Source organism: Pseudoalteromonas xiamenensis (assembly GCF_030994125.1).
Lineage (GTDB): Bacteria > Pseudomonadota > Gammaproteobacteria > Enterobacterales > Alteromonadaceae > Pseudoalteromonas > Pseudoalteromonas xiamenensis_B.
This window is the reverse complement of the sequence record NZ_CP099917.1, coordinates 1,336,452-1,351,255: the sequence shown is the minus strand read 5'-3', so window position 1 is coordinate 1,351,255 and position 14,804 is coordinate 1,336,452. Positions and strand designations below refer to the sequence as shown.

Below are 14,804 nucleotides of genomic sequence, written 5' to 3'. Positions count from 1 at the left end.
GCGCTTTAAAACCTGCAGTGATACATTTTTTAAAACAACTACAATAATAAAATGCTGGTGGGCCATTTTGCTGGAACCCCCAATCTATGTGAGATTAGAAAAATGAGTAAATGGGTTTATATTTTTCTTTGGCTAATGAGTTTTTTTGCCTCTGCAGAAATCATCCGTTTATCTCCCAACGAAGGATTATCACAAAGTTCGGTCAATACGATGTTGATTGATGATGATGGATATCTTTGGGTCTCAACAGAAGGGGGCTTGAACCGTTATGATGGTTATCAGCCACTCAAGAAAGTCGGAGGACCAAGCGGCGAGTTACTCGAAGCCAATATTGACCGTATATATCAAGATCCGCTTGGTAAAATTTGGATAACCTCAAGTATTGCTGGCTTGTTCCAATTTGATCCCAAAACAGATCAGTATCGTCAATATTCGGCAGCCCCCGTCACTGAAGAAGAATTCGCAACCAAACCCGTCTTTGAAATGCTGATGCTTGATGAGCATCATTTGTTGTTAGGTCGCAGCAAAGATGTGGCACTATTAGATGTTGATACCGGAGAGTTAACGACGTTAGTCGCGCTCCCAGAACCTAAAACCACTACGTTTGTTCGGGATATTATTGTTCATAAAGGCAATATGTATATCGCGACGAGTGACGGCGCTTGGGTTTACAATTTGGCGTCGAAACAACTTCGGACGCTAAATCATATTTCGGTTATTGAACATCCTTACCAAAACAACACGAAATTTCTCTACCTTAAAGATGACAATACGTTGCTTCTTGGTGCCGTTCAGGGGTTATATGAAATTGAGATTGGCAATGCTGACGAGCTCATTGCGGATCCATCCGCCCAATTTACCCATCGGGTCATTATTCCTGATTTAAATATATGGCATATTCTCCCTGAAGAAGGTGGTTTGATTCTGGGCACTGATAAGGGGTTGATGCATTTCGATTGGGCTACAAAAGCAGTGTCTGCGGATATGCGATTAGCTCAATCCGAGTACAATCTGGTCGACCCAAGCATTATTTACTTAATTAAAGACCGCATGGGTGGACTTTGGGCGGCTACTCGTACCGATGGCGCCTTTTATCTTCCACCGGAACTCGGAGACTTTACTAACATCAATAACCAAACTCTGAAAGATGGTGAGTTTACACATCAAAACGTTTGGGATGTGGTGGAATTGGATGGTTACTGGTGGATTGCAACCCATGATGGTATTACGCGTTATGATCCGGTGACCAATACGGCAATCCCTTTATTTAAAGGGTATATGGGCGAAGCCGTTTTTCCTGAGTTTGTCGTTTACAAACTTATGGAATACAAGGGGAAAATATGGGTCTATGGTATGAGAGGGTTGTTTGTATTAGACCCAAAAACACTGACACTTACGAAACCCAAAAGCCAAAATGAGCGAATGGATGAAATCATCGATGGACGTATTTCAGGCCTTACTTTGCTGCCCAACGGTAAGTTGTATTTTGTGCATTCGGAAGAAGGGATGTTTGAATATGACATCGGAAAAGCACAACTTAACGATATTACGCCAGCATTTAATGGCGTAGACCCCTTTTTAAGTCACGGCTTTTCAAAGCCATTAAAGTCCCATCCTGACGATCCGCTCTTTTATTTCGGTGGTGTTTTAAGTCGGTATGAGACAAGTACCGGGACTCTTCACTCAATTTATACTGTACCAAACGCCAACGATCATTTGGGCATTGGGGTGAATTCGTATGCCATCGACAAAAACAATATCCTTTGGTTGTCGCTATCCAATTTTGGCTTGATTGGACTGACCGCAGATACCTATGAACATGTGTACACAATTGATTTAGAAAAAAATAACTTAGGCACATTGATGTATGACATGCATACCGACAGCGAAGGTATGATTTGGATGAGTAGTCATAAAGGGATATGGCGTTTAGATCCAGACAATTTGCATTTCCAACAGTTTTCAACGCAAGACGGCTTAATTGTTAATGAATTCAATAGTGGTGCCTCAACGGTACTCCAGGATGGTCGTATTGTGTATGGTTCAGTGCAAGGTGTTACGGTATTTTCTCCGAGAATAAATAACCCGCGAGCCCCCTTAATTACTCGGGTAAACATTACATCAGTGAGTTTGATGTCGCGTGATATTCGTGAACAAGGGATCAAAACGTTTAAGAAAATTGTATTGAATCACGATGATCTTGGGTTGGAAGTGGCCTTCTCAGCGATGCTGTTTAGTAATCAAGACCGAGTGGTTTATGAATATCAGATATCAGGTGGACAAAAAACGTTTAGTCGTAACAAGCAATGGGTATTATTTCCTCAGCTCAGTCCCGGAAGCTATGAGCTAAAGGTTTGGGCTAAAGACCCCTTGACGGGCAATTACACACCGCCAGCGAAGTTGGACATTGAAGTTTTATATCCTCCTTGGCGCTCTCCGTTAGCGATTGCCAGTTACGTATTTTCAGTATTTATTATCATCGCATTATGGTTGGTACGTCGTAACCGTATTCAACAAATGTTGCTAAAAGCACATAGAGAAACCCGCCACAGTGAGGCACGTTTGAAACTGGCTCTAGAAGGGAGTAATTCCGGTGTTTGGGATTGGAAAGCACAAAACAGTTTGATTTATCAACCAAGGTTAAAAGCTGAACTTGGCTATCCTCATGAAAATGTGACTTTGGATGAATACCTCGCCAAGATCCATCCACAAGACAAAGCGATTTTCCGCATTGAATGGCTGGAATTTGTATCAACACAAAAAGGGTACTTTAACTGCACCTACCGTCTGCGACATAAAGATGGTCATTGGCGTTGGTATAAAGACTTTGGCAAGGTAATGGAGTGGCAAGAACACAGTCCATTGACGGTAGCGGGTACTTACACCAATTTAACACGAGAACGCGTGTTCGAAGAGCGGGCGCGCGTGTTTGGTGCAGCATTTGAACAGACACGAGATTGGGTGTTTATCCTCGACAAACGCTTGCGTATACGAGCGTGCAATACTGCGTTGCAACAAGCATTTGGTATGGCTGAAGTGCCTTTGAGCAGTTCGAGTCTGACGATGGGGTTAAGTCGTCGTAATCGAATGCAGTACCTTCGAACCATCAGCCAATTAAGTCCGGGTGAGCATTTCAGTGTTGAAGAGTCTGTCACGTTGCACAGCGGGGAAGTTCGTCAAGCATTGGTGAAAGTAAGTGCTGTTGCTGGCGATAATACGGATATGGTGAGCTACGTTGTAGTCATGACGGATATTACGGACCAAAAGCGGGCTGAACAGGAGCTCTACCAGTTAGCTAATTATGATGCCATCACGGGTCTTCCCAATCGCACGTTAATCATTGATCGAATTCATCATGCCGTTGAAATCGTTGCAAAGAAAGAGCTACCAGTTGCAGTGCTTTCTATCAGCGTGAAGCGTTTACAGAATGTGGCTGAAATTTACGGTGCAAAGGTGTATGAAGCGTTATTAAGAACCGTGACGAAGGTACTACAAACGGAACTACGGGAGTTTGATAGTTTGGCTATCGGCGCGCAAAAAGAATTTTATGTGCTGATGGAACGAGTATCGGATGTCTCTCGGGTAACCAATTACTGCAAAGACGTGATTGCGGCTTTTGAACAGGGCTTTCATGTATTAGATCAAGACATTTCATTGTCTGTCAGCATTGGCGTGGCGGTTTATCCTGATGATGAGAACGATGCAATCAAGTTGCTCCAACTGTCTAATTTAGCACTTCATCATGCGATGCTTCGCAACGACAGTAGTTATCAATTCTTTAAACAAGAAATGAACAATCGAGTCCAACGAGCGGGTGAGATTGAACGGGCACTGTACTCAGCACTTAACCAAGGTGCATTTTATAACCATTATCAGCCTATTGTGGATAGTAAAAGTGGCAACGTATTAGGATTTGAAGTGTTATTACGCTGGCCGCAATGTGTTGAATATAGCGTAGAGGAACTGGCTCGAGCAGCAGAACAAACGGGGTTGATCACGCGATTGACACTTCAGACCCTAGAGCGTGCGTTATTGGAATTGAAAGCGTGGCAGTCTCTTAACAATAGTCTGTATGTATCGGTCAATTTATCAGCACATGATTTTCAAGTGCCGAACATTGTCCAGTTGATTGCGGAAATCATTGAGCGGGTAGATGTCTCCGGGCATTGTATCGCGTTTGAGATCACAGAGTCGGTCATGTTGGCGGATATTCCACACGCCATTACCGTAATGCACGCGCTAAAAGCGCTAGGCTGTCGTTTGTTAATGGACGATTTTGGTACAGGGTATGCTTCGTTAACTTACTTGCAGTCGCTCCCAGTGGATGTATTGAAAATCGACCGCAGTTTTGTCGCAGATATGGTTGCGTCAAAATCGCATGCGGTGATTGTGCGTTCTATTCTCGGGCTTGCACATAACCTTGGTAAACGTTGTATTGCAGAAGGTGTCGAAACGGCTGAGCAAATTATGATGTTGCAAGAGCTTGGCTGCGATTTATATCAGGGATATTGGTTTAGTGAGCCGGTGTGCGGTGATGAGGCAACGAACCTCATCACACGTTCATGGAAACAAGCGTTGAGTCTTAAAGCTTTTGACCACAATGACGACAATACAATGAGTGCACGCGCTGGCTCATAATAAGCTTAATTGCTTTGTTGGCCTCGGCATGACTGAGGCCAAGTTCTGCACGTAAGTGGTCCAAGTGCTCGCGTTCGTCGCGAGTAAGTTCACCGTCAACCAAACTGTGTAACACGGCCTCTTGAAAGGCTTCACGACGCTTACGTAGCTGATCTGCGAAACTTGACGCGAGTAAACCGGTTGGAATCGCAACCATCCCCATACTTAATACGGTGATTACGCCGCCAAAGAGTTTGCCGACATGCGTAATGGGGACGACATCGCCATACCCTACGGTCGTTAATGTGACGAGTGCCCACCACATCGCCGCTGGAATAGAACCAAACTTATCTGGTTGAACGTCATGTTCAAGCAAGTAGATACCGCAGGCCGCTAAAATCATCACAACCGTCATAATGAAAAACGCAGCAATAAGTGAACTCCGTTCTTCTTTAAATGACTCGAGCAACAGTTGCATAGCGCGTGAATAACGGGTGAGTTTGAAGATCCGAAGCAATCGAACCACACGCAGAAAACGCAAATCAAAGCTGAAGAACATCATTAGCCAAGTCGGCAGTATCGCGAGAAGGTCGATAAGTGCAAGCGGGGTAAAAAAGTATTTTATCCGCTTTTTTAACGCGCTGTCATCGCAACTGGCGTACTCGATGCGATCGACACAGCTCCATAATCGTACAATGTATTCAAGAGTAAAAATGGCGACAGAAATAAGCTCTATTGTTAAAAAATATTGGCTGTACTGCTTGTGAAGTTCGGGTTCACTTTCAAGCACGATGGCAACGACATTAAACAGAATTAAACAAATCAAAAAAATGTCTAAGGCTTTGCCAATTTTGGCGTAGGGACGACTGCCTTCAAATATCAGTGCAATTCGGTTTCTTAACGTTTTCATTTTAAAACTAACTTCATGTGGATAGTACCTTCTTCAAAATCACGACTGACGACAAACCCAAGCCGTTTTGACAGCTCGATCATACCTTTGTTTTCTGGAAGCGTGATCCCTTCAATGATTTCAACACCTTGTTTTTTGCAGTGTTCTATTGCCGCATTCATTAATATTTTACCAAGTCCGAGCCCCTGACAGTCAGAGCGAACCACGACCGCAAACTCTGCAATGAGGTTGTCTGGATCCATTAATACACGAGAAACGCCTAAAGTGCGGTAGGTCGATTTATAGGGCTCGGTGACGATAAAGGCCATTTCTCGGTCATAATCAATCTGCGTCATTTTCGCGAGTTGCTCATGATTAAACTGAGGTAATTCACCAAAAAAACGACGATAGCGGTCTTCTTTGGTCAGCGATTTATCGAATTCTTCATGTGCTCGTTCATCTTCAGGACGGATTGGTCTCAAAATCGCCTCAATGCCATTTTTCAGGACAACAGGCGTGACCAGTTCTTTAGGGTAGGGGCGAATAGCGAGTCGTTTACGGCGTTTGTCTGGAACGTATTTGGATAACGTGATGCTGGCATCCAAGACTAAAAATTGCCCCGCATTGGCGAGTACTGGATTTAACTCGACGCTTTGAATATCCGGCTGATCAATGACAAGTTGCGAGATACGTGTGATAAGCGCGCATAATTTGTATTTGTCGACTTTGTTGGGGAGCGCTTTTTCTTTCAGAACACCTTTATCATGGGCTGCGGCAATAAGGTATTTAGCCAGATTCATGTTGAGTGGGGGAAGCGCAACGGCGGATTGTCCAAAGCCAAGTCCTGTGCCCGCTTCGCCAAGTAGGATAACAGGGCCAACGCTCGGCTCACTTTTAATCGCAATTCTTAGCTCTTCCGCTCCAGCTCTTGGTGCCATGGGCTGCAATGAAAACCCTTCGACTTCTGCATCGGGAAAGGTTTCGTTGATGCGCAAGAGAATCGAAAACGCAGTTTGTTCAACTTCATTACCATCATTTAGGTTGAGCACAACGCCACCAACCGCTGATTTAGATGGAATGTCTTTACTGACTAATTTTAGCGCGACAGGGAAGCCAATTAATTCTGCTTGTTCACGAGCTTCTGATGGCGTCAATGCGATTTCAGTACGAATACACTCAATACCATATTCATTCAAAATACGCGTAGCAAGGTGAGTGGACAATTGGTGATGTCCAGCATCGATAAGTTGATTAATAATGGCTTTTGCATCTTCAGCGTGGATCAACTTATCTTCTACGATGGATTCTGGTGTTTGCGTGAGATGCTTTTGGTTACGACGGTAGCTGATCAAGTGCATAAATGCACCTACCGCACCTTCAGGCGTTCGGTAAGTGGGTATCCCGCGCTGAGCGCAGCGGCGTCTCGCTTCATAGGCTGCATCTTCCCCCATAAAATTTGTCATGACGTAAGGCCTCGCCATTTTGGGAATAGCGTCCAATGTGTCCGCGATGATTTCGGCGTAGGCTTCACTTGGCGCCAGTGCAGACGGAGTATGAATGATCAGTAAATTTTGTACTTCTGGCGCTTTAAGTAAAATTTCCAACGCTTGTTTATAGCGAAGTGGCGACGAGTCGCCAAATATATCTACGGGATTATAAATTGATTCTGACTGTGGTGTGGCGTTCCTCAAAGCCTCCAAAGTGGTGTCACTTAGCTGAGCCAGTTTTCCCGAATTCTGAAGTAAGGTATCAACAGCCATTACACCGGGGCCGCCACCATTGGTTAAAATCGTTAGAGGTTCTACTTGGAGCAATTTAGGATGCAGTGCAAGAGTTTGAGTAGCGGCGAACAGCTCTCGTAAATCGTTTACACGCAGCATACCAGCACGTTGAAAAATGGCGTCGTAAACCGCATCGTCGATTGAACGTCCCCCAGTATGCTGTTGTGCGGCTATTGCGCCCGCCTGAGTGCGTCCGGTTTTAATCGCAATAACTGGCTTACTGAATGCGGCAGCACGCGCTGCGGAAATAAACCGTCTTACTTCGGAGATGTTATCGATGTAAAGCAGAATGGCTTGCGTTTTCGCGTCTCTACCTAAAAAATCGAGCAATTCGGCGAAGTCCATGTCAACGCAATCTCCCACCGAAATAAAATACGAAAAACCGATTTGCTTCTGCTGCGCCCAATCAAGAATTGTTGAACAAACAGCTGCAGATTGCGATATAAATGCAAGTTTACCGGGTTTGGCTATGGTATGTGAGAAGCTTGCATTTAACCCTAAATGAGGAATCAGTAACCCTAAGCAATTCGGACCAAGTAAGTCTACTTGCGCCTGTTTTGCCGCTTCTTTTAGTGCGAGGCGTTGCTCGTGGTTTAAACCAGATGCAATGATAATTGCGCTTTTGCAACCAATCTCGCCAAGCTCAGTGACAATTCGCACGAGAGTTGTTTTGTTAGTACAAATTACCGCGAGGTCAGGAACTTTCGGCAGGGCCTGAATTGAATTGTATGCCAACACGCCATGTACAGCTTGGTGTTTTGGGGATACGGGCATAATTGGCCCTTTAAATCCGCCTTGCAGTAAGTTACGCATCACTACAAAACCGGCATGTCCTGTGGTATTGGATGCACCAATTACTGCGACGGACTTTGGATTAAAAAACTGACTGACGCGTTTTACCGACATCTGCTTTCCCTCGGCGTTTATTCATGAAATTATCAGGTTGTCAGGCGTATGCTCAAACTGAGCCTAACCAAGTACCAAACTGAATGATAGTTTGGCATAAAAAACCGTCTTAAATTGCGACCACGAGAACCCAGTTTTTTAAGTCGGTCAGTAATAACACTGATAGCTAAATTTGTTCTAGTAACCTTAACTGTAATGACTTTATTAGTGTTTTTCGAGTTTTAAGCTCCCTTTGTTTGATCTAACAACAGATGAGAAGAACTATGCAACAAAATGATAAATGGATGTGGTGGGGAATTGCAGGGCTCATAAGCTCCGGTATTGTCCTATCGTCACTGGTCCTAAGAGACACAGCTCTTTCCTTTAAAGCAATGGAGCGCACGGTTGTCGTAAAGGGGTTAGCAGAACATGAAGTTAAAGCCGATACTGTGATTTGGCCACTTGTCTATCGTGATGCTGACAATGACCTAAATAAACTAGTTAGCCGTGTGGAACGAAAGAATCAGGCAGTGAAAGCGTTCTTGACGCTAAATGGTTTCTCGGATCAAGAAATCTCATTTGTAGCACCCTCTGTTACAGATAAACTCGCGCAAGAATACAGCTCGCAAGATAACGGATTTCGATATGTGGCCAAATCGGGTATGACGGTGTACACAAAAAGCCCGGATAAAGTAAAAAATGCCCTTAAAGCTTTGGGTGAATTGGCTAAACAAGGGATTGCGATCACTGAGAATTATGACAATCGCATTGAGTACATGTTTACGGGATTGAATGAAATAAAACCTGAAATGGTTCAGTCAGCGACGAAAGAGGCACGAGAAGTCGCGCTTAAATTTGCTAAAGATTCTGATTCAATACTCGGAAAAATAAAGCAAGCTAACCAAGGTCAGTTTTCTATTCGAGATAGAGACAGCAACACGCCGGAAATTAAAATTGTCCGTGTGGTAACGTCAGTTGAATATTATTTATCAGATTGACGTAATTCAAACTCGTTATTCGAGTTTCCATTTTTTTAAAATGGCTTCGTATTCGCCGTTTTTCTTGATACTTTTTAGTGCAACCGTAAGCGCGGTTGCGATTTCCACCGGCAGTTTTTTATTTGCAGCAATGTGCAGTTCAGAAGGGAAGTCATGCACAGCGAATTTCTCTTCAATTAAACTTGGCTCTAATCCAGAATCTCGAATTTCTTTTTCGATTGTAAGCGCATTGGTCATCACCAAATCCGTGCGTTGTAGATAGAGCATTTGCCAAAGGCTGTGAAACTCGGTGGCCAAAACGAGGTTTTCTTCTTCTGAAAAGCCATTTTCCAGTAGATATCTCGCGCTATGATAGCCTCGAATAGTACTCACTCGGTAATTTTGAGCGTCTTCCAAATTGTTAAGCGCAAAGGTTTTTGCTTTTAATCCGAATAAATAGGCTGTTGCGTGAAAGGTCGCACCAAGAAATTTGAAATCATCTTCACGGTCATGGGTTTTAAGCAATGAGAACATCAACGTGTTAGCGTTGTGAGAAAGCTCATGGACAGCACGTGCCATTGGCATAAGTTCGATTTCAGCTTGCAAGTTAGCTGCATTGACCACAGCTTTAACTACATCAACCAACATGCCATCAATTTTGCCATTGCTGTTGTGATAGTGATAAGGGGGCAAATCTTCTGCAACAAACCTAAGTGTTTGAGCTTGCACAGAAGCACACATGGAGAGTCCAACTACCAATAACAACCACTTTTTCATGCGTTACCTCGATGTGTTGCGGTGATGTGCTCGAAAAACACAGCGCCTTTGTTAGAGTGCCCAATAACCCCTTCGAATGTCAAATGAAAGTTGTAGTTTCAATTTGCACAATTCATCATAAATAATGGTGTTTTAAAAAGGCATGCAACTCCTGCTCATTGACGAGTTGCATTCCACTTTGCTCAAATTCCTGTAACTCCACACCCGTAGGAAAGGTGTAGTAGTTACTTTCTCCTAGTTGGCGAAGTGAAGGAAGATTACTCGAATTTGATAGGGCGTTAACTGCCTCCAACATGTCCATGATGCCCTGTTGATACAGAGTCAGGACATGCCAAAGATAGGATTGACCTACTTTAATTGGGCGAGTTGAGATTTTTACGATTTCACCAGTATCAATACTGGAATCGGATATTCTGTGTAATGTGGTGCCAATGTGTGTTTCGTTGTTCTTCATCGACCAAAACGTCGCCATAACACCTCGATATTGTGGTAATACACCCGAATGCAAATTGAGTATGCCGTGATTTGGAATGGCAATCGCTTGCTCTTTCAGTATGCAGCCATAGCGTATAGATAAAATAAGGTCGGGGTTGAGCGCCTTCAGTGCTGCAAGGCTTTCAGTGTCATTGATATTGTTTACCGTTTTTAATACACAGTGACACTCTGTGGCAAGTTGCGAAAATGTCTTAAATCTTTGCCCTGCTTGTTGAGGCAGTTTTTCGATAAGCGGGGCTAAATAGTCACTAAATAGACGCTGTTCGAAAAAGGCAAGTTGCTCTAGTGCGGGAGGTTTGCGACTGAGCTTACCAACGTTGCTTGATTGCCAGAGGGTGAGTGAGTGTTCGGATAACAGTTTTGGGATCAGCAAATTTAGTGCGTAATTGCTTGCAAGATCATTGTTTATTAGGATTAAAATCTTCAACTTATCACTCAGTTATGACGTTAGGTATCCGTCAATTTATACGCAAAATGAGTTCGATGTGAAGCGACGTAATGAAATAAAGTAGTCCAAAGAAGTTATTAGCGTTTATTGGGCAGCCATTTGTTCATTGCTTCATTGTAGGCAGAGTTGATAGCGTCTGGCTTACACTTAACTGGGGCTGTCCATGTCTTGGGAAAGCCATCTGGCGGTGGATTATTGGGATCCATGTTCATGACTTTGTAGCAGCTATCACCATCTTTAAACTCCGTCCACAGCTCGTTTTTCGAAACAACGGTTCGTGTGTCTCTGGTTAATAGGTCCTTATGTTCGCTCGGAACTGTCAGTCTAGAAGGCGTATTTCTAGATTGATTTGTCGCGCGGGGCAGTGCGTTATCAACCGCATTTTGTTGGCGAATACGTTCCAGCACGCTACTCGGTGATAGTTTCAAAAGCTTAGGCTCTGAAACCACGGTTGCTGAAGCCTTGGCTGTTTCTGACTCCGTTTTATTGGCTGATTCTTCTCTAGCTGGTGGAGTAATCGGTGTATCGGTTTGCTTGTTTATTTCAGTATTCCGTTCTTTTGAGACAGCCCGATCTTCAACAGTCGGTGGTTCGGGTTGTTCAGGGGAGGGTGGAGTCATGGGGTCGATCACTAAATAAGTTTTTAGTGCTTTTGGTGTGTCTAGTGGTTGGGGAGTGACGACATGACGAGCCAGTAGCCAAAATAGGCAGGCGTGTGCAAGTACTGAAACAGTAATAGCTCGTTTAGCAAATCGCATTGTCGTCCTTGGTAGATAAATGTATTCTTTTTAGAAACTTACATACTTTAAAAGTTCATGAGTTCCGTTTTTATTTTTTGTAGAACCGCCAATTCACGGTGAACGGAAAATCCGGCAATGTCACTATCCAGAATGTTAAGATTGTGCGCAATGGCATCGTTGATATTCACCCAGCGTGCTTCAAGTCCGCTGTTTATTTCATATTCCTCAGGTATTGCAGTGCCTAAAGGGGCATTTAAACTGCAAATAAAGTAATAAGACTCAATGTGCCAAGCAACATTTGATTCATGTCTATCTGGTCGATATTCCTCATAGACACCAAATTCTCGATGGATCTGAATGTCAACCGCACCAATTTCCTCTCGTAGCTCGCGCCTTAGTGCATCATGAGTTGACTCACCTGCGTCAATTCCGCCACCAGGCAACCCGAAATCATCATAGCGTTTGGTGTAGACGAGCAGTATGTTGTGACCATCGACGATGATTGCACGAGCAGTAGGTCTTGATTTGAGGGTTCCAGTTAAAGGCGTGACAGGAACAGGATTGAGATTTCGCATGGTCTACTTCTGTGTATTCGAAAGCGCTACACTTTAAATTGTGCCGTCAGTTTCTTCAAGTCCTCTGCCTGCCGAGGCATTTTGAGATGAGGCGAATGTGTTGGCTCAATGTGTGAAATTACGCGGTTTGAACATTGAATAGGGCGGGGCAATGCGGCCTATCGCCGCATTGGTCAGGATTAAAATGGCACAGGGTATTGCTGGTAAACTGAGAAAATGTCGTTGAGAAGCGCCTCGTCCACCGGAAGCGAAAATGCATGTAAATCTTCTTTTAACTGACTCATTGTAGTCGCCCCAATAATCGTCGAGGTAACTCCGTCTACCTGATTACACCAAGCAAGTGCTAATTGGGCAGGGGTTATGTTATGCGCTTTTGCAACGTCCACGTAGGCGGCAATCGCCTTATTTGACAGTTGAGTATCTCGAAATAGTCCTTGACGCTGTACTAAGCTCCAACGAGCGCCTTCTGGTCTTGCTCCGTTTAGGTATTTCCCCGTCAGTGCTCCACCTGCAAGTGGCGACCACGGAAGGTAAGCAATATCTTCGTGAATGCACTGTTCGATGAGGTATGGCCAATCTTTCGTGTGCAGTAGATTGAATTCGTTCTGTATCGACACAACGTTTGGTAAATTATTGGCCTGCGCTAGACGTAAATAGGTTTGGATCCCCCAAGGCGTGTCATCCGACAAACCAAAGTAGCGTATTTTTCCGGCATCAACGGCTTTACCAATACTTTCTAGGATATCTAACATATCCGCGATTTCTTGTTCGGTATCTTCATGTGTTGGTTGGACCATACCAGGCCAATGTTTACCAAAATGAGGTGAAATGCGATTAGGCCAATGAAGTTGGTACAAGTCGATGTAGTCGGTTTGTAAGCGAATTAATGAATCATCAATCGCTTCGGTAACTGATTTGCCTGAAATGGGATGACCTTCGCGCACCCACGACAAGCCTCCTCCTGCAATTTTGGTCGCGATGATGACGTCATCGCGTTTCTCTTTATGTCGGTGTAACCAACTACCGATGATGGATTCGGTTTTGCCGTAGGTTTCTGGGGAAGGAGGCACTGCGTACATTTCCGCGGTGTCGATAAAATTGACCCCTTTGGCAAGCGCGTAATTGATCTGCTCATCAGCATCGTGTTGGTTGTTTTGCTTGCCCCAAGTCATGCTGCCTAAACAAACCTGAGAAACTTGTAATCCGCTACTACCAAGACGTCGATATTCCATGTTTACTCCTTTGAAATGTTCGGGTGTAAGTTTTAATTTTTAATTATTGCACTAGTTTAGGCTTAATTTAATGACATTGCAGCACTTTGAGTTGAAGCAATAAAGACTTGCGAAAAAGGCATAAAGTGATTAATAATGACTGTATAAATAAACAGGTGTTGGCGATGAGGAAATTCATTCATATCGACATGGACTGCTTTTACGCAGCCGTTGAAATGCGAGACAATCCAGCACTTGCCAATGTGCCTATGGCTATTGGTGGTCGAAGTCACCGTGGCGTATTGTCTACTTCAAATTATCTCGCCAGAGAATTTGGTGTGCGGTCCGCTATGTCAAATTACCATGCTAAAAAATTATGCCCTGATTTAGTTATCGTACCTGGACGTATGGCAGTTTATAAGCAAGTCTCGCAGCAGATACGTGCTATTTTCGAGCGGTATACGGATAGAATTGAACCTCTGTCGTTAGATGAAGCGTATCTCGATGTCTCCTCTTGTGCGTTATTCAATGGCAGTGCCACATTAATTGCTCAGCAGATACGTGCTGACATTGAACGAGAAACGAGTTTAACCGCAAGTGCTGGTATTGCACCTATTAAATTTCTCGCCAAAATTGCCAGTGATGAAAATAAACCAAATGGCCAATTTGTTATTGCTCCTAACCAAGTCGCTGATTTCATTGATTCATTACCGCTTAAAAAAATACCTGGAGTTGGCAAGGTTACCCATGAAAAGCTATTGGCGGTGGGGCTTGAGTTTGGTCGAGACGTTAAAGCCCTGGATGAACTCACCTTAGTTCGTCAACTTGGTAAGCTTGGCGCGCTATTATGGCGTCGATGTCAAGGAGTTGATGAACGGGAAGTGGTTACAGAGCGAGTTCGAAAATCGGTTGGCGTAGAGACGACGTTTGAGGTCGACATCTCTGAGCCCGAAATATTAAAAGCTATTTTGCATGAAAAACTCCTTCCTGAACTCATTCATCGATTAACGTCGGTGCTAGAATCCCGTTCAATCACAAAGCTGGGTATCAAGGTGAAATACCACGATTTTCAGCAAACCACCAAAGAGTGTCAGTTTACCTCAGTACATCCCCCTATATTTGATGAGTTGCTCAGTGACATACTCTGCAAGCGAATCAACAAACCAGTTCGCTTACTCGGTGTGCAAGTAGGTCTCAATGACGTAGATCGTGAAAAGCGCCGCAGTGAATCTCAGCTTGGTCTATTCGACTTCGACTAAATGATGAGTGCGTTTTATACAAGGTGTGCTAGCGTAAAGTTGCTCTTGTTCTGTCAGTAACATCAAGTAAAAAGCGTATGCTGTTTCTATACCGCAGTTAAAACTCGGCGAAATTGGAGAAAACAGTGTGCGAACAATAATGACAACTAA

At 44.0% G+C, this 14,804-nt stretch carries 10 protein-coding genes; 3 read left to right on the top strand and 7 right to left on the bottom strand.

Features of this window, described 5'->3' with window-relative positions:
* The first annotated feature begins 102 nt into the window (after nt 1-102).
* Complete coding sequence (locus tag NI389_RS06235) at nt 103-4,638, top strand: EAL domain-containing protein (protein ID WP_308362051.1); 4,536 nt, start codon at nt 103-105, stop codon at nt 4,636-4,638.
* Here NI389_RS06235 and NI389_RS06230 read toward each other — a convergent pair.
* Nucleotides 4,583-5,527, bottom strand: coding sequence for an ion transporter (locus NI389_RS06230; protein WP_308362050.1), 945 nt, complete (start codon nt 5,525-5,527; stop codon nt 4,583-4,585). The two genes, NI389_RS06235 and NI389_RS06230, sit on opposite strands and share 56 nt — an antisense overlap.
* Complete coding sequence (locus NI389_RS06225) at nt 5,524-8,193, bottom strand: bifunctional acetate--CoA ligase family protein/GNAT family N-acetyltransferase (protein ID WP_308362049.1); 2,670 nt, start codon at nt 8,191-8,193, stop codon at nt 5,524-5,526. The genes NI389_RS06230 and NI389_RS06225 overlap by 4 nt, the downstream gene beginning before the upstream one ends.
* A gap of 263 nt (nt 8,194-8,456) precedes the next feature.
* Between NI389_RS06225 and NI389_RS06220 the strand changes: the two genes are divergently transcribed.
* Nucleotides 8,457-9,170, top strand: coding sequence for an SIMPL domain-containing protein (locus tag NI389_RS06220; RefSeq protein WP_308362048.1), 714 nt, complete (start codon nt 8,457-8,459; stop codon nt 9,168-9,170).
* Between the two features lie 15 nt (nt 9,171-9,185).
* Here the strand turns inward: NI389_RS06220 and NI389_RS06215 are convergent, their stop codons facing one another.
* The 5 genes from NI389_RS06215 to NI389_RS06195 form a co-directional block, all read right to left on the bottom strand.
* Nucleotides 9,186-9,926 (bottom strand): substrate-binding periplasmic protein, encoded by a 741-nt coding sequence (locus NI389_RS06215; protein ID WP_308362047.1) that lies wholly within the window; start codon nt 9,924-9,926, stop codon nt 9,186-9,188.
* A 115-nt stretch (nt 9,927-10,041) separates the two neighbouring features.
* The gene (locus tag NI389_RS06210; RefSeq protein ID WP_308362046.1) at nt 10,042-10,848 is read right to left on the bottom strand and encodes a formyl transferase; all 807 of its coding nucleotides are present in this window, start codon (nt 10,846-10,848) and stop codon (nt 10,042-10,044) included.
* Nucleotides 10,849-10,946: 98 nt separating this feature from the next.
* Nucleotides 10,947-11,627 (bottom strand): hypothetical protein, encoded by a 681-nt coding sequence (locus NI389_RS06205; protein WP_308362045.1) that lies wholly within the window; start codon nt 11,625-11,627, stop codon nt 10,947-10,949.
* 47 nt (nt 11,628-11,674) lie between these two features.
* Nucleotides 11,675-12,184: an NUDIX hydrolase gene (locus tag NI389_RS06200; protein WP_308362044.1), complete on the bottom strand. Its 510-nt coding sequence runs from the start codon at nt 12,182-12,184 to the stop codon at nt 11,675-11,677.
* 179 nt (nt 12,185-12,363) lie between these two features.
* The gene (locus NI389_RS06195) at nt 12,364-13,416 is read right to left on the bottom strand and encodes an aldo/keto reductase (RefSeq protein WP_308362043.1); all 1,053 of its coding nucleotides are present in this window, start codon (nt 13,414-13,416) and stop codon (nt 12,364-12,366) included.
* A 164-nt stretch (nt 13,417-13,580) separates the two neighbouring features.
* Here NI389_RS06195 and dinB point away from each other — a divergent pair, with 164 nt between their 5' ends.
* Nucleotides 13,581-14,654, top strand: a complete 1,074-nt coding sequence (gene dinB / locus NI389_RS06190) for a DNA polymerase IV (protein WP_308362042.1) — start codon at nt 13,581-13,583, stop codon at nt 14,652-14,654.
* Nucleotides 14,655-14,804 lie beyond the last annotated feature (150 nt).